The 21,440-nt window shown below is 35.7% G+C and carries 23 protein-coding genes and 1 tRNA gene; 7 read left to right on the top strand and 17 right to left on the bottom strand.

Going from position 1 to position 21,440, the window contains the following annotated elements; genetic code table 11:
* Window positions 1-17: 17 nt before the first annotated feature.
* From G5V56_RS16140 to G5V56_RS16115, 6 genes are all read right to left on the bottom strand, one after another.
* A complete protein-coding gene (locus tag G5V56_RS16140) occupies window positions 18-1,088 on the bottom strand; it encodes a DUF4238 domain-containing protein (RefSeq protein WP_166966994.1) in 1,071 nt (356 codons plus the stop codon).
* 8 nt (window positions 1,089-1,096) lie between these two features.
* Window positions 1,097-2,467, bottom strand: coding sequence for an RNA-binding domain-containing protein (locus G5V56_RS16135; protein ID WP_166966992.1), 1,371 nt, complete (start codon window positions 2,465-2,467; stop codon window positions 1,097-1,099).
* Between the two features lie 149 nt (window positions 2,468-2,616).
* The gene (locus G5V56_RS16130; RefSeq protein WP_166966990.1) at window positions 2,617-4,251 is read right to left on the bottom strand and encodes a nucleotidyltransferase domain-containing protein; all 1,635 of its coding nucleotides are present in this window, start codon (window positions 4,249-4,251) and stop codon (window positions 2,617-2,619) included.
* On the bottom strand, window positions 4,252-5,079 hold the full coding sequence (locus G5V56_RS16125; protein WP_166966988.1) for an SMODS-associated NUDIX domain-containing protein: 828 nt from the start codon (window positions 5,077-5,079) through the stop codon (window positions 4,252-4,254).
* The gene (locus G5V56_RS18985; RefSeq protein WP_206285917.1) at window positions 5,072-5,317 is read right to left on the bottom strand and encodes a lecithin retinol acyltransferase family protein; all 246 of its coding nucleotides are present in this window, start codon (window positions 5,315-5,317) and stop codon (window positions 5,072-5,074) included. The genes G5V56_RS16125 and G5V56_RS18985 overlap by 8 nt, the downstream gene beginning before the upstream one ends.
* A gap of 172 nt (window positions 5,318-5,489) precedes the next feature.
* A complete protein-coding gene (locus tag G5V56_RS16115; protein WP_166966984.1) occupies window positions 5,490-5,663 on the bottom strand; it encodes a hypothetical protein in 174 nt (57 codons plus the stop codon).
* A 122-nt stretch (window positions 5,664-5,785) separates the two neighbouring features.
* On the opposite strand from G5V56_RS16115, the gene G5V56_RS16110 reads away from it, so the two are divergent.
* Together G5V56_RS16110 and G5V56_RS16105 are read left to right on the top strand one after the other, a co-directional pair.
* Window positions 5,786-6,145, top strand: coding sequence for a helix-turn-helix domain-containing protein (locus G5V56_RS16110; RefSeq protein ID WP_166966982.1), 360 nt, complete (start codon window positions 5,786-5,788; stop codon window positions 6,143-6,145).
* Between the two features lie 2 nt (window positions 6,146-6,147).
* On the top strand, window positions 6,148-6,669 hold the full coding sequence (locus G5V56_RS16105) for an ImmA/IrrE family metallo-endopeptidase (protein WP_166966980.1): 522 nt from the start codon (window positions 6,148-6,150) through the stop codon (window positions 6,667-6,669).
* 19 nt (window positions 6,670-6,688) lie between these two features.
* Here G5V56_RS16105 and G5V56_RS16100 read toward each other — a convergent pair whose 3' ends face one another.
* From G5V56_RS16100 to G5V56_RS16055, 10 genes are all read right to left on the bottom strand, one after another.
* On the bottom strand, window positions 6,689-8,269 hold the full coding sequence (locus G5V56_RS16100; protein ID WP_166966978.1) for a type IV secretory system conjugative DNA transfer family protein: 1,581 nt from the start codon (window positions 8,267-8,269) through the stop codon (window positions 6,689-6,691).
* 2 nt (window positions 8,270-8,271) lie between these two features.
* On the bottom strand, window positions 8,272-9,303 hold the full coding sequence (gene mobB / locus G5V56_RS16095) for a MobB family relaxase (protein ID WP_166966976.1): 1,032 nt from the start codon (window positions 9,301-9,303) through the stop codon (window positions 8,272-8,274).
* Window positions 9,304-9,314: 11 nt separating this feature from the next.
* On the bottom strand, window positions 9,315-9,695 hold the full coding sequence (locus G5V56_RS16090; protein WP_166966974.1) for a BfmA/BtgA family mobilization protein: 381 nt from the start codon (window positions 9,693-9,695) through the stop codon (window positions 9,315-9,317).
* Between the two features lie 442 nt (window positions 9,696-10,137).
* Window positions 10,138-10,335, bottom strand: coding sequence for a hypothetical protein (locus G5V56_RS16085; protein ID WP_166966973.1), 198 nt, complete (start codon window positions 10,333-10,335; stop codon window positions 10,138-10,140).
* A gap of 11 nt (window positions 10,336-10,346) precedes the next feature.
* Window positions 10,347-10,727 (bottom strand): DUF6876 family protein, encoded by a 381-nt coding sequence (locus G5V56_RS16080; RefSeq protein WP_166966971.1) that lies wholly within the window; start codon window positions 10,725-10,727, stop codon window positions 10,347-10,349.
* Between the two features lie 76 nt (window positions 10,728-10,803).
* A complete protein-coding gene (locus G5V56_RS16075; protein WP_166966969.1) occupies window positions 10,804-11,148 on the bottom strand; it encodes a single-stranded DNA-binding protein in 345 nt (114 codons plus the stop codon).
* 998 nt (window positions 11,149-12,146) lie between these two features.
* Window positions 12,147-12,983, bottom strand: coding sequence for a DUF932 domain-containing protein (locus G5V56_RS16070; RefSeq protein ID WP_166966967.1), 837 nt, complete (start codon window positions 12,981-12,983; stop codon window positions 12,147-12,149).
* Between the two features lie 16 nt (window positions 12,984-12,999).
* The gene (locus G5V56_RS16065; RefSeq protein ID WP_166966965.1) at window positions 13,000-13,161 is read right to left on the bottom strand and encodes a hypothetical protein; all 162 of its coding nucleotides are present in this window, start codon (window positions 13,159-13,161) and stop codon (window positions 13,000-13,002) included.
* A gap of 259 nt (window positions 13,162-13,420) precedes the next feature.
* A complete protein-coding gene (locus G5V56_RS16060) occupies window positions 13,421-15,208 on the bottom strand; it encodes a ParB/RepB/Spo0J family partition protein (RefSeq protein ID WP_166966963.1) in 1,788 nt (595 codons plus the stop codon).
* A gap of 393 nt (window positions 15,209-15,601) precedes the next feature.
* A tRNA-Leu gene (locus G5V56_RS16055) sits at window positions 15,602-15,683 on the bottom strand.
* A 171-nt stretch (window positions 15,684-15,854) separates the two neighbouring features.
* Here G5V56_RS16055 and G5V56_RS16050 point away from each other — a divergent pair.
* From G5V56_RS16050 to G5V56_RS16040, 3 genes are all read left to right on the top strand, one after another.
* On the top strand, window positions 15,855-17,243 hold the full coding sequence (locus G5V56_RS16050; RefSeq protein ID WP_166966961.1) for a dipeptidase: 1,389 nt from the start codon (window positions 15,855-15,857) through the stop codon (window positions 17,241-17,243).
* Window positions 17,244-17,416: 173 nt separating this feature from the next.
* On the top strand, window positions 17,417-18,277 hold the full coding sequence (locus tag G5V56_RS16045; protein WP_166966959.1) for a DMT family transporter: 861 nt from the start codon (window positions 17,417-17,419) through the stop codon (window positions 18,275-18,277).
* Window positions 18,278-18,350: 73 nt separating this feature from the next.
* Window positions 18,351-19,451: a DUF4407 domain-containing protein gene (locus tag G5V56_RS16040; protein ID WP_166966957.1), complete on the top strand. Its 1,101-nt coding sequence runs from the start codon at window positions 18,351-18,353 to the stop codon at window positions 19,449-19,451.
* A gap of 7 nt (window positions 19,452-19,458) precedes the next feature.
* Here the strand turns inward: G5V56_RS16040 and G5V56_RS16035 are convergent, their stop codons facing one another.
* The gene (locus G5V56_RS16035; RefSeq protein WP_166966955.1) at window positions 19,459-19,737 is read right to left on the bottom strand and encodes a hypothetical protein; all 279 of its coding nucleotides are present in this window, start codon (window positions 19,735-19,737) and stop codon (window positions 19,459-19,461) included.
* Between the two features lie 235 nt (window positions 19,738-19,972).
* Between G5V56_RS16035 and G5V56_RS16030 the strand changes: the two genes are divergently transcribed.
* Both G5V56_RS16030 and G5V56_RS16025 read left to right on the top strand, forming a co-directional pair.
* On the top strand, window positions 19,973-20,407 hold the full coding sequence (locus G5V56_RS16030) for a YybH family protein (RefSeq protein ID WP_166966953.1): 435 nt from the start codon (window positions 19,973-19,975) through the stop codon (window positions 20,405-20,407).
* A 7-nt stretch (window positions 20,408-20,414) separates the two neighbouring features.
* On the top strand, window positions 20,415-21,392 hold the full coding sequence (locus G5V56_RS16025) for a Gfo/Idh/MocA family protein (protein WP_166966951.1): 978 nt from the start codon (window positions 20,415-20,417) through the stop codon (window positions 21,390-21,392).
* Window positions 21,393-21,440: the final 48 nt, after the last annotated feature.

Genomic DNA, 21,440 nt, shown 5'->3' with positions numbered 1-21,440 from the left:
TGTCTTTTAAAAAAAGTCTAAATATTACTTTTCATTTTACTTTTATCCATTTTCATCCATTCAACAATTTCATTATTACGATATGAATTCATACCTATACTATCTTTTTTATTTCGAGCAGCATCGGTCAGTTTAAGAAATGTAAATTCAGGATTATGTAAATGCTCTATATAATATGAAAGTAATAATTTCTTATCTGGATTTGCTTTATCTACTACTTCATCATTAATGTGTATATCTTTCTTGTGCCAAGAGGCCTCATCCGTTAAGTTTTTGATGTATTGAGTTTTCTTTTCTGATGAAAAATAGATTGTCTCTTCTGCCGATATTGCTTGCAAAAGATTTAGGTTATGAATATCGTAATCATCAGTTAGAGACAACGAACTCTCATCTTCAAAATTTACTCTATACGCCCATTTATCGTAATAAATTAAATATAACTTTGGCGAAATCGGGAAGAAAATTATCAATCCAGTACTCAATAGACCACCATTATTAGGGAATTTTTCCCGAGATAATTGGATAGGATTAAATTGTACAAATGGATTATCCGAAATTATAAATTCTGTTGTTGTCTCATTTTTTATCAGACCTAAGCTCAAATCGCCGGTTATGACCCAATTATCCATATTGTAGGCTAAATTAAATGCTGCTGGTTCTGGATGTGATACTCTACCTTTTGAAAAATGTATTTTGCTTAAAGTTTTATCAAATTGAGCAATTTTCTGAATACCAGAATTTATTTTTTCTTCTGTATTTGCCACGGATGCTTTTGTTCTAAAAGCATACATCATCACAAAATGAAGTAAGAAGGAATAATCCTTCGTTCCTACTTTTGGAAGGGTATTGTAATTTTTAATCCGATTGATAACTTTGGAAGCAGTATTTTCACTATGTGCTAAATAATCCTCGAAAACGGCATCATCCCCATAAAAGTATTTTTGTTGAGCCTGAGATTTGATAGGGGCATTTCTAATAACTTTAACTGTTCCTTTTTGATATATATTAATTGATTTTGAATTGGTTGTAACCGAAAAGCTTCTTAATAAGAATTGGGATATGAAATGCTGTCTTTTTTTATTAGCCACTTCTGTTTTTAGTTTTCATTTTCTATCCTAACTTTCCAATAACCTCGTGTTCCACCGACACGCTCTATAAAGCCAGCATCCTTCAAATTGTTTAGATGTTTCTGGATTGCAGATTCGTTTATATGTAGAATTTCTGCTATTCCTGAACGGCTGATTCGGTTATCTGAAGTAATTAATTTTAAAACTTCCTTTTGTCTATGTGTCAATTCTTTGATATCGTCAATTTCAGCATCTTTTTGACCACCTATTTGACCACCTTTTAGACCACCCATTAAACCACCTATTTGACCACCTTCTTCAACAGCAGTTTCTTTAGCTGTAAAAGTCATTCTAAGGAAGTTATCTGAAAATTTAAAACTCTCTTTCCCATAGTGTTCCAAAATACGAGGGATGCCAGAACCCAATTGTTCCACAAGTTCTAAATCCTTGAAAATTCGCATCAGTTCCTTATTGCGCGGGACTGAGAAGCCTTCGTAAAATTCCTGTTCGCTTAGTCCTTCTGGTAAACTACCGGCCGAAGTGATTTCAATTCTGTCGCTAAAAATTTCAAACTTTGGGGTTATTTCATTGGTGTAGTCATTATGCACAAAGGCATTAATAATGGCCTCGCGTAAGGCGATGGGATTCCAAAGGTTGGCTTGTTGTCTTTCCTTAGCCGTTATTTTTGTGTTGGTTCGGTTCTCGACAGCAATTTTATCTATCACTTGCTTAGTGGCCTTGACCAAACATTCGTGACCATACTCGTTGCTCTCTATCAAGTCTGTTCGGGTTTTGCCCGAATACTTGGCCACTTTAATAGAAGTGTTATTCTTATCTGCCAAAAGATAGCCGGCATAATTGAATGCGCCATCTTCAGTCAATAGTTCCAAGTTTTTTGCAAAAGCTTTACCAAGGGTGTGTCCTGATTCTTCGTAGTAGATTTTCAACTGACTAAAACTTAAATCCTGCCGACCCGCTTTAATTTTGCTGATGGAATTTCGGGTACGTTTGGCAAAGAGCTCGTCAATCATTTTTTGTGGCATCGGTTCAGCTGCTGAACCCAAGCGAATGAAACAACCCTTTTCGCTCATCCCATACTTTTTGAGATAATAGGGTTTTTCAGGACCGCTCGCCACGATGATTTTTAAGATATTCTTGCCCTCTCGTTCTTCACTCACAATATCAAAAAGACCTAATGCAGAAGGACGAATATTGTTCTTCAACCTGTCCTTAATTTTTAATTGGTCGCCATCCGCATCAGGCAAACCATAAGTGTTTCCATTTTTATCAATACCGATATAGATAATGCCACCTTCGCGATAGTTCAAAAAAGCAATAACCTCTTTTTCAAGTCCATCGGACAGTTCTCGTTTGTATTCTATGCGGTTGGTTTCGGGCATCATTTGAATTAAAATCGGACAGTAAAGATAATGATATTAAATTGTGGGAATAGGTTTGTCTGCCTTCCATAAGTCTCCAAGAATCTTGAAACTGGAAAAAAGAACGGCAATAGAAGCTTAACGACAGGACACAATAACTAAGTGTTGCTTTAGTGCTTTATTTCATCTGCCATCCACACACCATATTTTTTCCATAGTTCATACATTACTAACCATTCCGATATCCAAGGAACCACATCTACGAAGTTCAAGTCTAAATCTCGTGGCATATCCTTTGGGTAGTACAAGCACAAACTGTTCCCTGGATATAAGTGTGGGGTTTTTCCAAATTGGATTTGGCTATCATTAAGAATAAATACCCTTTCCTTTCTGTAAGTGTCATTGATATCATAACTAATTAAAATCTCATATTCTTTTTTGCATCCCTTTGGTTTTATCTTACCCTTACCCAATAGTTTACCATCTTTGACAACTGTTTGCAACCAAGGAAAATTTTTATCGACAAATTCTTTTTGGATATATGCAGCTATATAATTTTTTGAAGATAAATTGTTGGGGGCTTTTTTAATATCCAATTCAATACCACCATAGTTTCGATGTGGTTTGCTTTCATATCCATTGTTTTTCGTAATATTTCCCTTTGGGTCTACGTGATTTTTTCCAGACATAATTGTAAGACCAGCTTTTTCAAGTGTATCTACTTTACCCTTGGATAAATTTTCTAACTGGGCTTTTAAAATAGTTTTAGTTCTTGTACTACCAAAAAGTTCTTCAGCTACTCCAAAATCCCCTTTTTTAAGACGCTCCCATTTTTCCTTATAACTTTTAGCAAAAGCAATAAATTGATTATAAAACTCCTTATCCTTATCCCACTTATCCGTAAAATCTTCCTCTGGATTCACAGGGTTTAATACTTTAATTCTCTTGTAAATTCCGCGATTTTCAAATAGTTGTTGATAGTCTGAGTAATTATTTATAATGCGATTCAGAACATTATCTATGGTTTCATATATTGATGGCTCTCCTTCATAAAATTGTCCAAAAATTGTAGTTAAAACAATACTTGAAGTTCTGTGTTTTGGATTATCATCAAAAAATATGTCGCGATAACGCTTAGTTAGCTGAACCGCTCTCTTCAGAGGTTCTTTTGAATAAAAATCTTCCTCTGGCAAATCTTCTTGTTCAGCTTTTGCTTCAGCTAAAGTGACAAAATTTTCGTATGCCTTTCTTAATAAAATGGGTTGGCGAACATCTTTAGCTATATCTAAAAACCAACCTATGTAACCTTTTGGAAATGTAGATGTCCAAGATGCCAATTCACGATCTGGCACCATTAATTTATCCTCGTTCTCAATAACAATACATCCCGGAAGGATATCCATATGAAAATCGCCAGAATAATTTATTCTTGCACATCTGTTTTTGGGAATTAACTTAGGACGATAAACATCATTGCCTCTAAAAACTCGAATTAAATGATTGTAAATTTCTGAGGAAGTATAGTTATAGAACAAATCTCTAATATGGACAACTATGTCCAAATCAAATTCATCTTTACCATAAGGCTTTGTAGTGGTACCTATTGCCTTTGAACCTTGCGGATATACCACAAAATCGACCTTTGAGAAAAATACTGGGTCTGCTTTTAAAACATCGTAAATGGCATTGTAGGCAGATTCCATTCTGTTGGATCGGGAATCATCCAACTCAAGTGATTCTGCCATTCTTGCGAGTAGGTCTTCTCTTTGGAAGCCTTGATTGTATAAGTATTCTTGAAAGTTCATCTATATTGTAAATTTGGTGTGTTGTCCTATTTTTAATTTGTGTTCATTAAAACATTCCTTTTCAATTTCGTCCTTTGTGACAAATGCATAGTGCTTAGTAAAAGTCTTTTTTGCCAGTAGTTTGTTCAATTCTTCAAATTGCTCAGGACTGAGTTCTATCTGAAATATGTCGTATATGAGAGTATGGTATTGTTCGCTTTTGAACCTATTTTGCTTGCTAAGAATGTTCTCGTGCGAACACAAATACTCAGCACGTATTGTTTGAAAATTTTCTTGACTTACAATTTTAGTTTCCAACAGTTCTTCATAAAACTCTCGCCATACTCCAGTCTCTCTATCTTTTCGAGACTTGAACCATCGGATTATTTCTGGAACGTATTTTGCCTTTACAAAAAAACGTAAATCATCAGGGTTTTTCTTGTCAGATTTCGGGTGTGCTTCCCACTCCTTATATATATCCTTATTCCCTATGATTTTATAAACTCCTCCCACAGGCTGGTATTGGTCAACCTTTGACCCTTTTACCAGAAAATACCGTTCAGCACCTGAGAGTTTTATTCTCATTAGATAACTTAATGACACATAGGTTTCCTTGTTGGGAATAAAAACAGAACACCTCACGGCGGTCAAAAAATACTTACCTTGGCATTTGATGGTTTCGTAAATTCCCAACGCGCAGGTTGATAAAATAGCGAAAGCACAAGTAACGAGTATTTCTCGATGGAAATCTGTTACTGGACTTAAATAGAAATATCTATAGACTAAATAGCCTACAGCAATAAATAGCACAATTACGTACCCGTAAAACCTCTTTAGCTCCTTACTCATCTGTGGCAATCAATTTTAAGAAAACAGCACTTGCCAAAATGACAAATCCAGTAGTGACTTGACTGCTTTCCAATCTTCCAAATTGCACCCAATTTGCGAAATGCTCACAGTTGAAATTTATTAAGCTGTACCTATGCCCTAATTTTGAATAAGCCCGATTGACAGCGTCATTACGCTGAAGGTATGAGCCATTAAACCGTCTAACACCAGTTGGCTCGTACTCTCTTAAGAGCTTCATTAGCTCGTAATAAGGTAATTCTTTTACACCATCAGAGAGATTTCCTATGAAAATGTTTTTCCCAACATATACAATGTAGTGGTTTAGGATTCGTCCAAGACCTTTACGTTTCTTGGCAACAATTACGTCCCCTGGAAAGAGGACAGGCAGATTGGGGATTGTGTTTAACATATTATTTTTCTTTTCTAACTCCTTTAAATTTACCTCCTGTCGTTTTTACATCCATAAAACGACCCGTTTCAGAATCTCTTTTTACATACAAGTTCGTTTTTGGGTTAAGTACTTGCGACCTTTGCTTTACTGCTCCTTTTCGAGCATTATCCCCAATTGGTTTATTTCTCGCCATCTTAAAATGTTTATATTACTGTCATTATTAAGTTACAAATATAAACATTTTTTATTTACCTACAATTTTAATTGTTTAAAATAGTGCTCATTTGTTGATAGTTTCGTAAACATTTTGTATCTTTGCACAGAATTCCTATCAACTTGGCAGATTATAAAGAAGCATTGTATAAGATAATTGGGGATAGAATTAAATCCCATAGAGAATCGTTGAATATTAGTCAACTTCAGTTATCTAAGAATTTAGATATAAGCCGTTCCTCAATCTCCAATATTGAGGTAGGTCGCCACCAAGTCCCATTATATAGTCTTTACGAAATTGCGAAGGACTTAAAGATTGATGTCAACGATCTGCTCCCTTCTTACGAAGAAGTTATTAATTTTGCAACTTCAAATGTAACAGACTACTCAAGATTTTTAAATTCTTCAACTCTAAAGAAAGAGCAAAAAGAAAAGCTTAATGTAGTACTCAAAAAACTTTAAATATGATGAACCATAGAATAGAAAGTATTACCAGCAAAATTATTAGTGATTTAGGTATATCCACTCCAAGAGGCATTAATATTGAAAAAATCGCAAAGCATCTTAACGTTGATGTGAAAGCAGAGGATTTAGATTTTGATATTTCAGGTCTTTTTGTAATTAAAAATAACAAACCGTACATTAGATATAACAGGACGGAATCCGAAAACAGGAAAAGATTTACTATCGCCCACGAATTAGGACACTTTGTTCTTCATCGTGATAGTAAACCTCTTTTTGTTGATAAGAATGAAAAGATTATGTACAGGAATTTTGATTCGAGTACTGGTGAAATTAAGAAAGAACGTGAAGCAAATGCATTTGCCGCCTCTTTACTTATGCCCAGAGATTTTATTAATTCTGCAATTAATTCTGCTCCGAAGAATACAAATGATATCGTAAGTTATTTGGCTGATAAATTTAAAGTTAGCGAACAAGCTATGAATTTTAGGTTAGCAAATTTAGGGTATGTAGGACTATATTAAAGACTAACTTACTTAAGGGCTAATTAAATATCGACCTCGCCTCATCATAAATCCTATCAAAATTAGCCGCTAAATCTGCCTGAGAAAATTGCTTGGATTCTTCAGGAAGTTGCCTTTGAATTTTGGACAATCTAAAATGCACTTTCTTATCCTTACCATCAGCATACGTAATAAACTCGCCCTGCTTTAATCTAAAGAACACATCTGCTCTAATTTTTGGGATTTCCTTTTCGCCAGTAGTAATGCGAGTATCGAAATCAAGGTTATGTCCACGGCTTATACTCTTAGTAGGGTCTTTAATAATTTCAAAAAAGCGTTCATAATACTTTGCAGTATCTGGGTCGTTGACCTTGCCGAAAAACTGATAAGATAGATTACTTAAAATCGCTTTGCTTGCCTTATCGCCATACATCATATCATTCTGAATCTTATCCTGCATTACATAAATGGTGGCAATATCGTAACTTCTAAGTGTTGCCGGAATGCGGTGCATATTTAACAAACGGATCGTAGGTGCTTCTTCCATCAGTAAGAATGACGGTTTAGAGTTCCGAACGCTCATTTGTTTTGTTATGGTGTGGATAATCGTGGCGATAACTGGTGAGTAAGAGGTTTCATATTTTGGATTGTTTACCACGGAAATTATTGCAGGATTTTCCTCGCTATTGATATTCAATGGCACTTCGTCTGCGGATAGTGCCATAAAAATACGCTGTGTACTAATTCGTTTCAGGGCATTTGCCAAAGTGCTTTTTACACCAGCTGTCTGTCTATCTGAATCCTTTCCGCTAATAAAAGCATCTGCCATTGCCCGCGATGTGGTATTGGTTTCTAAAAACTGAATAAGGCTGTCGGTGTCGAGATGTTGGTATATTGCTATTAAATGTGGCAACGTACAGTATTTGGGGTAGTCGGTTTTCAGTTTCCAAATCAACCCACCAATCAAACCTTCAGCCGCATCGTTAAAAAATTTGGTTGTTCCTGTTGTTCCACTTTCTCTTTGTTCCAAAAGGTTTTCAATCAATACCCTTGACACCTCGTTTACGCTTTCCTCGTTCTCTAAATAGCGAGGTGCAATAGGATTTACCTTATGGATGATATTATCGAAGGAAATGACCTTAAACGGAACATTGCTATCCTTAAAAAGTGGATACGCCATTTCGGTCAATTCAAAATCCTTGTAATCGTGAATGATTCCACAAAAGTGCTCTTTCCGGAAATGTTTTAAAAAGCCATACACCACACTTTCGGTCTTTCCACTTCCCGCAGAACCGATTATGGATGCACCCCTTTTGATGTTGTCCAATTTGAAATTTCCATTGATAGTAGCAAAATTGACTTGATACTTTCTATCGCCATTTTGTGCATTTTCAACCTTATGCAAAAAAACATATAGTCCTATATTAATTAACATTAGAGGACAAACTAAATAAAGAAATATTGACACTAATTCATTTCCTTCAGTAATGTAGAAAATGAAGACCGAAAGCATTGTGATATTTAATAGGAACGCATACTTACTTACCCGAAACATTGCATAGAAAACCATACTGGCCAGAACAATAATTGAAAGTATCGTTATAAGATTGTTTATTTCCATACTTAGATTCCTATTGAACTTGATTTGATGGCCACTTCTGCACCACGTCTTAACCTTTTGAAAATCCGAAGTGCGATTTGTGTTTGACTAACTGGAATACTTGGCACTATCGGCAATCCCGTTTTGGTTATCATTTTGAAAGCCAATGCCTTTTCATTTGCAGGTAATTTCATCAAGGCAGCGAAATATAGATTTGGGCTTTTTACAAAATCCTTTCGGGCTTTGTAAGTCTCGGCAAAGTTGCGTTTATAGCCAAAAGTCTTGTCAAAGGATTTTTCTGCTCTCTCAAAAAACTTGTCTCGGTCAAAACCACGTTTTACGGTTTCCCCATTCAACTTCACATCGGAAGCTTTGTATTTGCTTCCCGGTGACAAACTGAATCTGTTTGATGCATCCTTTCGGCTCACGATGATATGGATATGACTTTGGTTTCCATCTTTCGCCATTCCCTGGACAATCCGTTTTCCATTTTGTTGATGTGGTGCTTGGCTTTCCAGTTTGGTGATTTCCTTTTTCATTATTTTAATGTTCCCTTCAGCTCGTCCTTCTTGCACATTTCGGATTTCAGTTTTCAGCTGAAGTATTTTTGTTGCGAAAGGTTGGTTCTCTTTTACCTGAAAATCCGTCCCCTTAAATGTGCGTTGGTGTTCGACTTTCGCATAATATTTTATGTCGTCGATACTGACAGGTCGCCCTTTAATTTCTCTATTAAATGAAGCCACATAATCCTTCATCAATTTGCGAGTATATCTCTTTAAATCTTCGCTACTGTTCTGAAGTTTTCGCAATTCATATTTTGAAGGACTCACGGTAATTGAATAGAATCTTGGCTCGTGTTTTTCCAATTTTGCGGTATTTCCATCTATTTCTTTGACTACTTCTTCAGCGGAAATCTCATCGCCATATTGATTGAAAAAATGTTCCATTTCGTGTTGTTCCAATACTTGGTTTTCCTTCTCTAAATAGCCAACAAAATCAGCTGAACTTTTGGAAAAGTTACCGCCCATTTTTTGAGGTGTGATCGTGATATACATAAACTAAATTTTTAAAGTTCATTGTTGGTGTTTCGCTTTTCGCGAAAGCGTACTTCTTTCTTTTCCTCAGCATATTTTTTTTCCAAAATGAGCGGTTTCTTTTTGGTTTCGTCCATTACAAAAAGGGATTGCAACATTGCTACGGTAGGTTTGGTTTGGGTCTTTTCCACGTCTCGCATTATGGCGATAACTGCATTGATTCTTTTGAGTAACTTAGTTTCGATGGTACGTCCAGTTGGCCCCAATTTTTCCTTTGGTGATATTTCATTGTAAAGGAAAAAATCAAGGATATTTTCCATAGCTTCCGTATGCGTTTTGAAGTGCTTCTTGGAAAATTCCTGAAACCTTTTGGCAGTTTTCCGTTTGAACCTGATAGTGATGAATGAATCCATTTCCTTTCGCTTTTTTAAAGATTTGACGTAAATCCATCCCTGTTTACTGGTGTTTCAAGACCATTTGACGCAAATCGATGGATTTTTTATATCTACTTTATTTTTAAGTACTTAAAAATCAATAGATTAAAATGAAAATGGAATATGTAACGCGGCGCAGCCCGTTACCCTCTTGCTATTCCTTTTCGTCACGCGCAAGCGTGACAAAAATCCATACAATCCGACTAAAAAGCCGATTGCCATTTTCAGGGAAAATGATTTTCCGATATGTTATTTTTCGATGTGTACGGTTATCGGCGAAAGTCGAAATGTGGATAACCCTACTTAAATTTGAATGCTAAATTTCAGCGAAATAAAGATACGTTTTTTTCTTGACTATATATTAATTGCATAGAAAAACACCTCTAAAATTTAGAGGTGCTTAAAAATTAACTTTAGGAAATTAGATATTGAAAACGAAGTTGTAACTGTATAAATTCTTAATCATTTCTTCATCTATCAAACTATCATAATCTGCCCCAGTTTCGTCAACATATTTTTGGATGGATTCCCCATAAATATGTGTAACGTGTTCTCTCGAAACCTGTAAGAGTTCCTCTTGTTTTTCCTCGCTCAAATCTTGAAATTTAATGTAAATCATAACTTCAAAATTTAGTATTCACTTGGTAACATCAGTGTATCATTTACAAAAAATAACCGCAGTTCATCGAGTGGAAAATCGGTTGCTCTGTAACCGTGTTTTTCCAAAATATTGTCGTTGCCATCGCTGTAAATTATCTCGGCTTCATAACCAGAATAATCCTGTTTTTCTTTAGGCAATCTCTTGAAATCGATGGTTACAAATTCGCTTCGGTTCATCAGACTTTTTGCAATTACGGACGTGTCCGTAATGAGCCAAAAACATTCTGCTACAGTAGAGAGATATTTTAATCCGTCTGTAAATCTTGTTCGTATGAGCGGTAAAGAATAGAACATTTCTGTTCCAGTAAAATATTGCAATCGCTCTTTTATTTCGTTAACTTGTGCTTTCATTGTTTATGTATTTAATGTGTGAATAATGAAAAGAGGGCGAAACTTTCCACAGGTGCGCCCTCTTTAATTTTAAAGATTACTTATCGCTTTTGCTTCCAAGTAATAGGATTTCATCAGCTACCACTTCGGTAACGTAGCGTTGTTCATCTGCATCAGTTGTGTAGCTTCGGGTTTTTAGCTTCCCTGTAATTCCAACCTCTTTGCCTTTTTCGACGTATTTCTCAACGATTTCAGCAGTCTTGCCCCAAGCCACAACGGTATGCCAGTTGGTGTCCGTTTGCTTTTCGCCTTTGCTGTCTTTGTAATACTCGTTTGTAGCGAGTGAGAAGCGAGCTACTTTCTTACCGCTTTCAAGGTTCGTAATGGTTGGCTCTTGTCCAACGTTTCCAATCAATTGTACGTGATTTCTAATAGTACTCATAATAAAAAGATTTGTGTCTGCTTTGTTACAGACTGGTTTATATTTCCCCTATTTGTTTTAAACTGAATTAAATTTTAAGGGGTGTTTGTTCTTTTCTTCTGTGCATCGCACAATGGATAGAGTGGGTTTTGTCAAGACTTTTAGGGTAAAATCAGGTGTGTTTGCGACGTAGAAAAATCCTTGGATTTTCAAGGAAGTAGAAACCTTATTTTTCACTAAAACTTGTATAGTCTTGACAAGTTCCATAAGGGCATTAGCAATTCTTTTAAACGCAGTTGCGTTTGAGCGTACCGACAGTTAAGCGAAATAAGTAGCTGTGTTTACATTAGAATTGGTTATGTCGTGACTGTTTTTCGACGACCCGAAAAACAATAGAGGCTTTATCCATTATAAACCCCTTAAAATGTGTAAGACAGCGGTTCGGTTTTTAAGTATTTTTGAGTGAGGGCTCAAGAAGACCGCGCCGAAAATCCTGTTAAAAAAACCGAAGTGATGACTTTCCGATGAAAAGCGGACTTAATTCACAATTTTGGCAAAGGAATGAAGTGTTCCTTTCCAGAGCATCGGGAAGGGTTAACGGAATGGAAAGCTAAAATTGGGGATTGTGTCCAAGATATAAGTAGTGAAGCTCTTTTCACGGAATGAAGTGGTTGCCTGCTTTTTCAGCAGGCGATCGCGGAATGTAGGGGAATGTGCTGAACGGATTAAGAAAACTATTAATTCTCATTATTCAGGATTTAAAGCGGACTTGACTTTGAAGGTGTAGGTTGGAATGCAGTTTGACCGTTTCCCGATGTTTCTCGGGAATGTACGGGCAAGTGGAATGGAAAACGGAAGCTTTGAAGTTGTGTCCAAGACCATTGTAGGGAAGCGCTTTTCCCGGAATGAAGCTTTTTTGCGTAATGCAGGGGAATGTGCTGAACGGTATTGCTTTTAAACCTATAAGTAGCATGCACAAAAAAATCCAGTTTGAGGTACTGGACAAACCTTTATTTATTTTATACCATTGCATAAACTTCATCGAACAGTTTCTTATCCAACCGTTCTTGTTGGCCAAAGCTTTTCTTTAAGACATTATGCAGTACTGAATTAAACGCATTGTAACCTAACCACAGATTTGGTTCTTCATTAAGCAACAATGCTTCATAGTTCAAGATTTCGATGACCTCACGAGATTTTTTCGACGGGTCGCTGTTCTTATCGCTACATTCATACCGAAACAGTTTTGTTTTGTCAAGAATCGCTTTTACAAATTCCTGAGTATCGATGATTTTAAACTCCTTCATCTTGTCGAACTTCTTGGTAATGGTGTAGAATTCATTATCCAGAAACTTATCGAATAGATTGTTCAGCCTTGGCATAATCAAGTGCGTATTGTTCTTACTATGTTTGATGGAAAACTCAATTTCTGCTTGTGAAACGTGCAGTCCGTTTGAACATACTTCTCTGTAAAATCCGAAGTGTCCAGAGGTCTTTTCACTTCCGTCATACGAATTCTTGAACCGAAGCATCGGCAATATCAAGTCCTTATGGTTCTTGACTGTAAACTGGCTTTTGTCGTCGATGATAAAGTCAGTAATGAACGACCTATCATTTTTGTTGATAGTTCGCTTATGGAAGTTCAGTTGTGCATCAGTCAGCATTTCTTCAGCTTTCTTGAAGAACAGTTGATTTGGAATGTGGCCATAGCTGTTCGAGACCACGTTAACGATTGTGCCATTTGAGATTATGGCATTTTCAAGCCCTCTTCGGGATTCCATCTGTGTCAGACTTTTTAAGGCTTTCATTTCGGATGGTACGAAAATTTCATCCTGTTGCAAATTTTTTAAATACATAGCTTTTGAATTTAGATTAAACATTTTCTGATAATACTTTGTAATGGCTGGGATGTTTATCCCTGTAATAAGCTAAATGACTTTCGCCACTATCAATTTTGTAATTTTCACGACTCGATTGATAATGCATTTCAGCTTCTTGTAGGGAAATTTTAGGTTTTTTAGATACTCGTTTCATAATGATATATTTTGATTAAACAATATTTGAGCAGTACCCAAACGGAAGATAAAATCTCAGCTCAAAAGGAAACGGAATAAATAAGCTTAGGATTTTGCGTTGGCTTTATGCCGTAGTCTTTTGATGGGTGTATTTTACGAGTTTACCTTTGCGCTAACTATTGATTGATAACCCCTTCCTTGTAAACACACTTTTAAATCACTATCATAAAAAGAAAAAGGGCCAGCACGAATGCCGACCCTTCTTCAAACAACAAAAGCTAATCTTTGAGTTCCTGAATTTGCTTTTCAAGAACTTTGATGCGCTCTTTTAAACGTGCTTCACGCTTGTCTTGTTTTTCAGCATATTCCTTTTCGATGCCGGCAATCTTGGATTTGTAATATCCTTGCATTGCGTTGTAAAATGAAATGTTCGTCAGATTATTGACGTGATTGCTTTCGCCAAAATGCACTTGCTTTGTGAGCATATACCGTATCAGCTTATGGAAGATTTCCTTTTTGAACTTCTTCTTGAAATTCTCCACCATTTCAACTTTGGTAATCGTGGAAGTGTCGCCCAAGAACTTTGAGAAATACTTTTGTTGGCTCATATAGTCCACATTATTTTCGAAGAGCGATATCGAGAATGCCAACATTTCATCCGTTGAAAGTGTCTTCTTCGTATCGATATATTTCGTTTCACGCATCATTTGCACAACTTCTTCAAACTGCTTGTTGTTCTCTATTTGCTTCTTACGGATTTCTCTTTCGTTGATTTTAACGATTTGTTCTTTAGGCGTACAATCTGCCATTTTCCTATTGGCCAATGGTGCCGAATATTCCGTAGAATCGTTCTTTGATTTTTCAACAATTTTTAGAAAAATTTCTTTGTGCTGGAATGAATCGGGATGGAACACAATACCGTTTTTAAATCCATCTTCTTTTGCTGAATTGAATTTTTTCAATGCTTTTTTATAATTCTGCATTGCTTCATCCAATTCTGTTTTTAGTTCATCTTCAGAATAATCATAGTGTTGATACTCTATTTTAATGACCTCGATTGTAGGCTCAATCGGGTCTTCGATTATTTCCACATCATCCAGTAGATAGACTTTCAATCCGTTCTTTTCTAATTGCGATATAATGAGCTGATTGTTCTCGTCATCTGCCCAATACTGTCGTATTTCAGGGATTAAAAGGACATTCTCTTTCTTGGACTTTTTAATCAGGTTCAAGAGCGATTTGCTTTTCTTCGTTTCAAAACAGGCTGCTTTCGTACAGACCATTTTTCCTTCGCCGAACAGATTGCCTTGATTAGCTGCATTGAAAGGACATTCAACACAAGACCCAACTTTCGGAACTAATTTTTTATCGGCTACATCAAACGATGAATTTTCCAAGTCATAAGTCTGGTCTTTAATCATCCTGTTTATCTGATGCGCATTAAAATCTTCGCCCATTGTTTCCAACATCATCTGCTGTTCTTCCGGTTCAAAGAGCGCTACACCTACACCTAAAGAAATGGTCATTTCGCCATTGCGGACAAAGTGCTTAAAACCGTCAATCAAGCCAGCCAATTTTAGTCGCAGTCTGATGAAGTTATCCGTTCTACCCAATCGCTTCGCAATTTCGGTAGGTGCATATTTCTCGCTTAGGTAAGCAATCGCCTCAGCTTCTTCGGTCGGTTCAACATCCTGTCTTTGTAGGTTTTCGATGATTTGAACTTCCAGAACATCATTGTTCTCATAAGTCCTAACGATACAGGGTACGGTTTTCTTTCCTGCCAATTTACTTGCACGATATCGGCGTTCGCCCATCACGATGACGTAATGGCCATTTAGTTGCCTTACGGTAATCGGTTGCAACACACCGTGTTTTTCGATACTCTCAGAAAGCTGCTTTAACGCATCTACGTTAAAAGTTTTTCTCGGTTGTTCAAGGTCAGGCTTGATTTTACCTAATGGTAAGTTCTGAATTTGAAGTGCGGATGTTTTCTTTCCACTCACTTCTTTCTTGGCAGTAGATTTCGCTCTACTGCGCTTCTTTGTGGTACTCGCTTTTGTTGTCATAATACTCAAATTTTTGATTAAACAATATTTGAGCAGAAACCAAACGGAAGATAAAATCTTGGCTCAAAAGGAAACGGAATAAATGAGTAGGGGAATAAGCGTTGGCTTTATGCCGTAGTCTTTTGATGGAAGTATTTTACGAGTTTACCTTGCGTGTATATTGTATGATAATAAACCCCTCTAACGAAGAACGAAGGTTGAGATAACCTAAAATTTATTAATCCTCAATACAGAAAATAGTATTTGGTATCAAATGAAAGGATATAGCATTAAAGTCAATTCGGTTCTGAAAAAAGGTAAAATGTTGTACCTATGTTGTACCCAAGGTCAAAAATCGTGAAGAAAACCCACTTTTTTAAAATGAAAAAGCCGAAGATTTCTCTTCGGCTTTTGTGCGGATGACAGGAATCGAACCTGCACACCTCGCGGCATCAGATCCTAAGTCTGACGTGTCTACCAGTTCCACCACATCCGCATTTTAAATATTTTAACACTTTTTCTTAGGTTAAATCCTAAGTCTAGCGTGTCTACCAATTCCACCACGCCCGCAAAAGGATTGCAAATATAATCAAGATTTTTAAATTGCAAACACTTCAACATAAAAACCTTCAATTTTTATTACTTTTGAAGTAAATTAAATGTCAATATGAAAAACATACAAGCATACATTCAAGAACACAAAGAACGATTTTTAAATGAATTAACAGAATTGCTAAAAATTCCATCAATTAGTGCTGATTCTGCTTATAAAAACGATGTTTTAAAAACAGCCGAAGCTGTAAAAACAAGTCTTGAGAAGGCTGGTTGCGATATGGTTGAAATCTGCCCAACAAAGGGCTACCCCATTGTTTATGGCGAAAAAATATTTGATGACTCCTTACCAACCGTGCTGGTTTACGGACATTATGATGTGCAACCTGCCGACCCATTAGAATTATGGACATCACCTCCTTTTGAACCTGTAATTAAAAAAACTGAAACTCATCCACACGGTGCCATTTACGCAAGAGGTGCCTGTGATGATAAAGGACAAATGTATATGCACGTTAAGGCTTTGGAATTTATGACCAAAACCAATCAACTACCTTGTAATGTGAAATTTATGGTGGAAGGTGAAGAAGAAGTTGGTAGCGTGAATCTGTCAACATTTGTAAAAGAAAACCGCGAAAAACTTAAAAACGATGTTATTTTAATTTCTGATACTGGCATGATTGCTAATGATATTCCGTCAATCACCACAGGATTACGAGGATTAAGTTACGTAGAAGTTGAAGTAACCGGACCAAACCGTGATTTGCACTCCGGACTTTATGGTGGCGCTGTGGCAAACCCAATCAACGTATTAACGAAAATGATTGCCTCGCTTCACGACGAAAACAATCACATTACCATTCCCGGTTTTTATGATAAAGTCGAAAATCTTTCTGAAGCAGAACGCGCCGAAATGGCAAAAGCGCCTTTCAATCTAGATAACTATAAAAAAGCATTAGATATCGATGCTGTTTATGGGGAAAACGGATACACCACTAACGAGCGAAATTCTATTCGCCCTACTTTAGATGTAAATGGAATTTGGGGTGGTTACACAGGCGAAGGCGCCAAAACCGTTATTGCTAGTAAAGCCTTTGCTAAAATTTCTATGCGATTGGTACCGCATCAAGAATGGGAAGAAATCACAGAATTATTCACTAAACATTTTGAAAGTATCACTCCAAAAGGCGTGAAAGTAAAAGTAAAACCGCATCATGGTGGTCAAGGTTATGTAACACCTATCGATAATATTGGCTATCAAGCAGCTTCCAAAGCATACGAAGAAACCTTTGGTAAAACCCCAATTCCGCAACGAAGTGGTGGTAGCATTCCTATCGTGGCTTTATTTGAACAAGAATTAAAAAGCAAAACCATTTTAATGGGATTTGGGTTAGATAGCGACGCTATTCATTCACCTAACGAGCATTTTGGCGTTTTTAATTACTTAAAAGGTATTGAAACCATTCCTTATTTCTATAAATATTTTGTAGAATTATCTAAATAATTTTGGGTGTTACCACCTTTTTCTTTTGAGAAGTAAAAGGTGGCCGCGCTTGAAGTCTGTCTTGAGTGCAGACAAAAGATTACAATCTTTTACTATAAATACGAAGTATTGATGATTTCAATATTATAAAATAGTAATCAAAGAATAGTCACTAACACGTTCTGAAATGCTAAATGAAAAACCAACATACCAACCACCTTATTGAACTTTTAATCGGAACTCTTTTTATAAGTACTTCGGGTGTCTTAGGGAAATTTATCGATTTACCTACGCCCGTTATCATCTGGTTCCGTAGTGCTTTGGGGGCACTATTTCTATACATCTTTTGCAGATATAGAAAATTCAACATTAAAATTAATTCGCCTAAAGATATTTCAACCATTCTATTAAGCTCTGTTCTGTTAGGAGTGCATTGGATTACGTATTTCTATGCCTTAAAACTTTCAAATGTTGCGCTAGGCATGTTATCTCTCTTTACATTTCCTGTAATTACAGCCTTATTAGAACCCTTATTTATAAAAACGAAACTCAATGTAATTCATATAGTTTTAGGCATCATTGTTCTAATAGGCATCTATATACTAGCACCAGATTTTAACTTTGAAAGTTCTCAGGTAAAGGGAATTTTACTGGGAATATTTTCTGCCTTTTGTTATGCCTTAAGGAATTTATTTTTGAAACAACATGTTGGACAATATAGTGGTACCACGCTTATGATGTATCAAATTTCTGTACTAGCCGTATTATTACTACCAGTGATGTTTACGATGGATGTTAGCAATATTACAACACAATTTCCTTATGTTATTTTATTAGCACTCATTACGACTGCGATTGGCCATTCTATGTTTATTCATAGTTTAAAATATTTTTCGGTAAGTACCGCAAGTATCATTAATAGTTTGCAACCTGTTTTAGGAATTGTGATGGCCTTCTTTTTTCTAAATGAAATCCCTACTTGGAATACCTTTTTTGGCGGATCTTTAATACTTGTAACTGTTATTATTGAGAGTATACGATCTCGAAAAAGATAAATTTTATAAAATGATGTAACAAATCACTAGCTTTAACGTTCTAATAGTCGATCATCAATCAAAATCAATCATTATGTTAAAGCAATTCTTCATTATTTGCTCTGGTTCAGATACCGATATTTTAGATAATTGTTCCAAAGGTGAACAAAACAAATACGCCGGCATTGGCGCCACTGTTTTCTTTACAGCAGTTATGGCTTTTATCGCCGGAAGCTATGCTCTTTACACCGTTTTCGACAATCTATATACAGCTATTTTCTTCGGACTTATCTGGGGTTTACTCATTTTTAATTTAGACCGATATATTGTTTCGACCATAAAAAAAACTGGCAATATTATAGATGAACTCATTCAAGCATCTCCCAGAATTCTATTAGCAGTTATTATTGCTGTAGTTATTTCGAAACCCTTAGAATTAAAGATTTTTGAAAAAGAAATCAATCAAATACTGCTAGAACAAAAAAATGAGCTCACACTTGCAAACAAAAATCAAATCGCAGAACAGTTCGCACCAACTATTGAAGGGTTAAATAATCAGATAACCTCATTGCAACAAGAAATTGATACCAAAGAGGCAGAAGTTAATGCCCTTTACGACACGTATATTGCCGAAGCCGAAGGCACTGCAGGAACAAAACTTTTAGGAAAAGGACCTGTTTACAAAGAAAAACGTGAAAAGCACGACGCCTTATTAGCCGAATTACAACAATTAAAACAAGAAAATAAGGCAAAAATTTTAGAGGCAGAAACTCAAATTGCCACTCTAAAAGGCGATTACAAAACTCAAGTAGTCAATACGCAACCTATTATCAATAATTTTGATGGGTTAATGGCGAGAGTAAACGCTCTTGGTAAACTTCCTTGGTTACCATCATTTTTTATTTTCCTTTTGTTTTTAGCCATAGAAACCTCGCCTATTTTAGCAAAATTACTATCGCCAAAAAGTTCGTATGATTTTAAATTAGAAGATCAAGAAACAGCAGTAAAAACAAACGTACTTCAAAACAAACATCACAGAGAAGTCATGTTAAAAGCAGACTATGCTATCAATGACCGCATTTATACAGATATTGAAAAGGAGGACGAATTATACAATTACAAACGTAAAAAAGCTAGAGAACTTATGCAGTTACAAGCTGATGCTTTTTACAAACATCAAAAAAACGTCCTTTAAATTTATTTTATGCTGTTGTTTTATATTTAAAGTGCTCGTATAATTCCTTACAGCCTAAGCCAATAATAGATAACTTTTTATTTTTTAAAAGTGCTTCATCATGTAAACCAGTCATAGCTTTCACACCATAACGGTCCATCCATTCAACTTCTTCAATACTAATAGTTAGTGCATTAACCCGTTCAAAAATATTATTGAATTCATTTTGAAAAATACTTAAACTTCTTTTATCAAGAATTCCTTTCAATTTAAAAAAATTGTGACTGTGTGTAATTCTAAGGTTCATAACAAAGATAATTAATGGTTAACAAATACATTTAGGGCTATTAATCTTTTGATTCTCATATAAATATAAAACAAAGACTAAACAATCGCCTGTGTTTTCGATAAACGGAATTTATCTTTAGTTAAAAAAATAATAGGTGTCAAATTAATCGACGAGGAACCATTTTAAAATCAAGATTTTTCTATTTTTACAAATGTTAAGTTTATATTCAACCAATAAATAATCATTAAAATCCATGAAAACATATTTTTTAATTTTTTTCACCTTGATAGTCGGTCAAATAAGTTCGGCTCAATCTACTGAAGAACGAGATATAAAGGCTATTAAAGCTGTATTAAAAGAACAAAGATTAGCTTGGTCTAAGGATAATATTGAAGAGTTTATGGAAGGCTATTGGAAAAGCGATTCTTTAAAATTCTATGGAAGCAATGGAATAACTTATGGTTGGGAAAACACTTTAGAACGATACAAAAAAGCATATCCTAGCGAAGATCATACCGGAACTTTAAGTTTTAAAATCAACGCGGTGACTAAAATTACTGATGGGGCTTATTATGTTTTAGGCGAATATCATTTAAAACGCAATGCAGGAAATGCCGATGGGATTTTTATGCTTGTTTTCAAAAAAATTGATGGCGAATGGAAAATAATTGCCGATACCTCAAGTTAATATAATTATGAAGAACAACATAGTAAGCTGGGGCATTATTGGTGTAGGCGATGTTTGTGAAAAAAAGAGTGGGCCCGCCTATCAAAAAACTGAAGGTTTTAACCTAAAAGCTGTGATGCGCAGAGATCTTGATAAAGCGAAAGACTTTGCTAAACGGCATCATATAGAAACGTACACAAATAATGCCGATGCCATTATTAATGACCCAGAAATAGATGCTGTTTACATTGCAACACCCCCCAATAATCATTTAGAATATGCCTTAAAAGTTGCAGAAGCAGGCAAAATTTGCTGTGTAGAAAAACCAATGGCAGTAACTTTTGAAGAATGTAAAACCATGCTTTCTGCCTTTAAAGAAAAGAATGTACCGCTTTTTGTTGCTTATTACCGTAGAAGTCTTCCTAGATTTGAACAAATAAAGACCTGGATTGACAATAAAGAAATTGGTGATGTACGGCATATTCATTGGTCGTTAACCAAACCTGCTAATGAAATTGATGTGTCTGAAAACTACAATTGGCGAACTGATAAAGAGATTGCTTTAGGTGGTTATTTTGATGATTTAGCCTCTCATGGTTTAGACTTTTTCCATTACATTTTGGGGGACGTTGAATCTGTTAATGGACAAAGTACTAATCAACAAGATTTATATTCGGCAAAAGATGCTCTATCGGCTTCATGGATTCATAAAAATGGTATTACAGGGTCTGCTTTGTGGAATTTTGGTGCTTGGACACGAGAAGATCGAGTTGAAATTATTGGAAGCAAAGGCTCAATAGTATTTTCTGTTTTTGATGAAAATCCTATTCAACTTATTACACCAAAAGAAACACTCAGTTTAAACATCGACCATCCAGAAAACATTCAATTATATCATGTTCAAAACATGAAAAAGCATTTAGATGGCATAGAAGAGCATCCGTCAACTGGAAAGACAGCGCTTCACACCGCTTGGATTATGGATAAAATTCTTGGTAGAATTTAAAACTCATAGCCGCACCAAGTGCATTATTCCTTAATTGTCATTTATTAA

It is taken from the genome of Yeosuana marina (assembly GCF_011762485.1).
Lineage (GTDB): Bacteria > Bacteroidota > Bacteroidia > Flavobacteriales > Flavobacteriaceae > Yeosuana > Yeosuana marina.
This window is presented reverse-complemented; position numbering and strand designations above follow the sequence as displayed.

Bases quoted from the DNA above. Each gene is read 5' to 3' on its own strand.
- G5V56_RS16135 (WP_166966992.1), bottom strand. From the start codon at position 2,467: ATGCCCGAAACCAACCGCATAGAATACAAACGAGAACTGTCCGATGGA.
- G5V56_RS16130 (WP_166966990.1), bottom strand. From the start codon at position 4,251: ATGAACTTTCAAGAATACTTATACAATCAAGGCTTCCAAAGAGAAGAC.
- G5V56_RS16125 (WP_166966988.1), bottom strand. From the start codon at position 5,079: ATGAGTAAGGAGCTAAAGAGGTTTTACGGGTACGTAATTGTGCTATTT.
- G5V56_RS18985 (WP_206285917.1), bottom strand. From the start codon at position 5,317: ATGAAGCTCTTAAGAGAGTACGAGCCAACTGGTGTTAGACGGTTTAAT.
- G5V56_RS16115 (WP_166966984.1), bottom strand. From the start codon at position 5,663: ATGGCGAGAAATAAACCAATTGGGGATAATGCTCGAAAAGGAGCAGTA.
- G5V56_RS16105 (WP_166966980.1), top strand. From the start codon at position 6,148: ATGATGAACCATAGAATAGAAAGTATTACCAGCAAAATTATTAGTGAT.
- G5V56_RS16100 (WP_166966978.1), bottom strand. From the start codon at position 8,269: ATGGAAATAAACAATCTTATAACGATACTTTCAATTATTGTTCTGGCC.
- mobB (WP_166966976.1), bottom strand. From the start codon at position 9,303: ATGTATATCACGATCACACCTCAAAAAATGGGCGGTAACTTTTCCAAA.
- G5V56_RS16090 (WP_166966974.1), bottom strand. From the start codon at position 9,695: ATGGATTCATTCATCACTATCAGGTTCAAACGGAAAACTGCCAAAAGG.
- G5V56_RS16085 (WP_166966973.1), bottom strand. From the start codon at position 10,335: ATGATTTACATTAAATTTCAAGATTTGAGCGAGGAAAAACAAGAGGAA.
- G5V56_RS16080 (WP_166966971.1), bottom strand. From the start codon at position 10,727: ATGAAAGCACAAGTTAACGAAATAAAAGAGCGATTGCAATATTTTACT.
- G5V56_RS16075 (WP_166966969.1), bottom strand. From the start codon at position 11,148: ATGAGTACTATTAGAAATCACGTACAATTGATTGGAAACGTTGGACAA.
- G5V56_RS16070 (WP_166966967.1), bottom strand. From the start codon at position 12,983: ATGTATTTAAAAAATTTGCAACAGGATGAAATTTTCGTACCATCCGAA.
- G5V56_RS16065 (WP_166966965.1), bottom strand. From the start codon at position 13,161: ATGAAACGAGTATCTAAAAAACCTAAAATTTCCCTACAAGAAGCTGAA.
- G5V56_RS16060 (WP_166966963.1), bottom strand. From the start codon at position 15,208: ATGACAACAAAAGCGAGTACCACAAAGAAGCGCAGTAGAGCGAAATCT.
- G5V56_RS16050 (WP_166966961.1), top strand. From the start codon at position 15,855: ATGAAAAACATACAAGCATACATTCAAGAACACAAAGAACGATTTTTA.
- G5V56_RS16045 (WP_166966959.1), top strand. From the start codon at position 17,417: ATGAAAAACCAACATACCAACCACCTTATTGAACTTTTAATCGGAACT.
- G5V56_RS16040 (WP_166966957.1), top strand. From the start codon at position 18,351: ATGTTAAAGCAATTCTTCATTATTTGCTCTGGTTCAGATACCGATATT.
- G5V56_RS16035 (WP_166966955.1), bottom strand. From the start codon at position 19,737: ATGAACCTTAGAATTACACACAGTCACAATTTTTTTAAATTGAAAGGA.
- G5V56_RS16030 (WP_166966953.1), top strand. From the start codon at position 19,973: ATGAAAACATATTTTTTAATTTTTTTCACCTTGATAGTCGGTCAAATA.
- G5V56_RS16025 (WP_166966951.1), top strand. From the start codon at position 20,415: ATGAAGAACAACATAGTAAGCTGGGGCATTATTGGTGTAGGCGATGTT.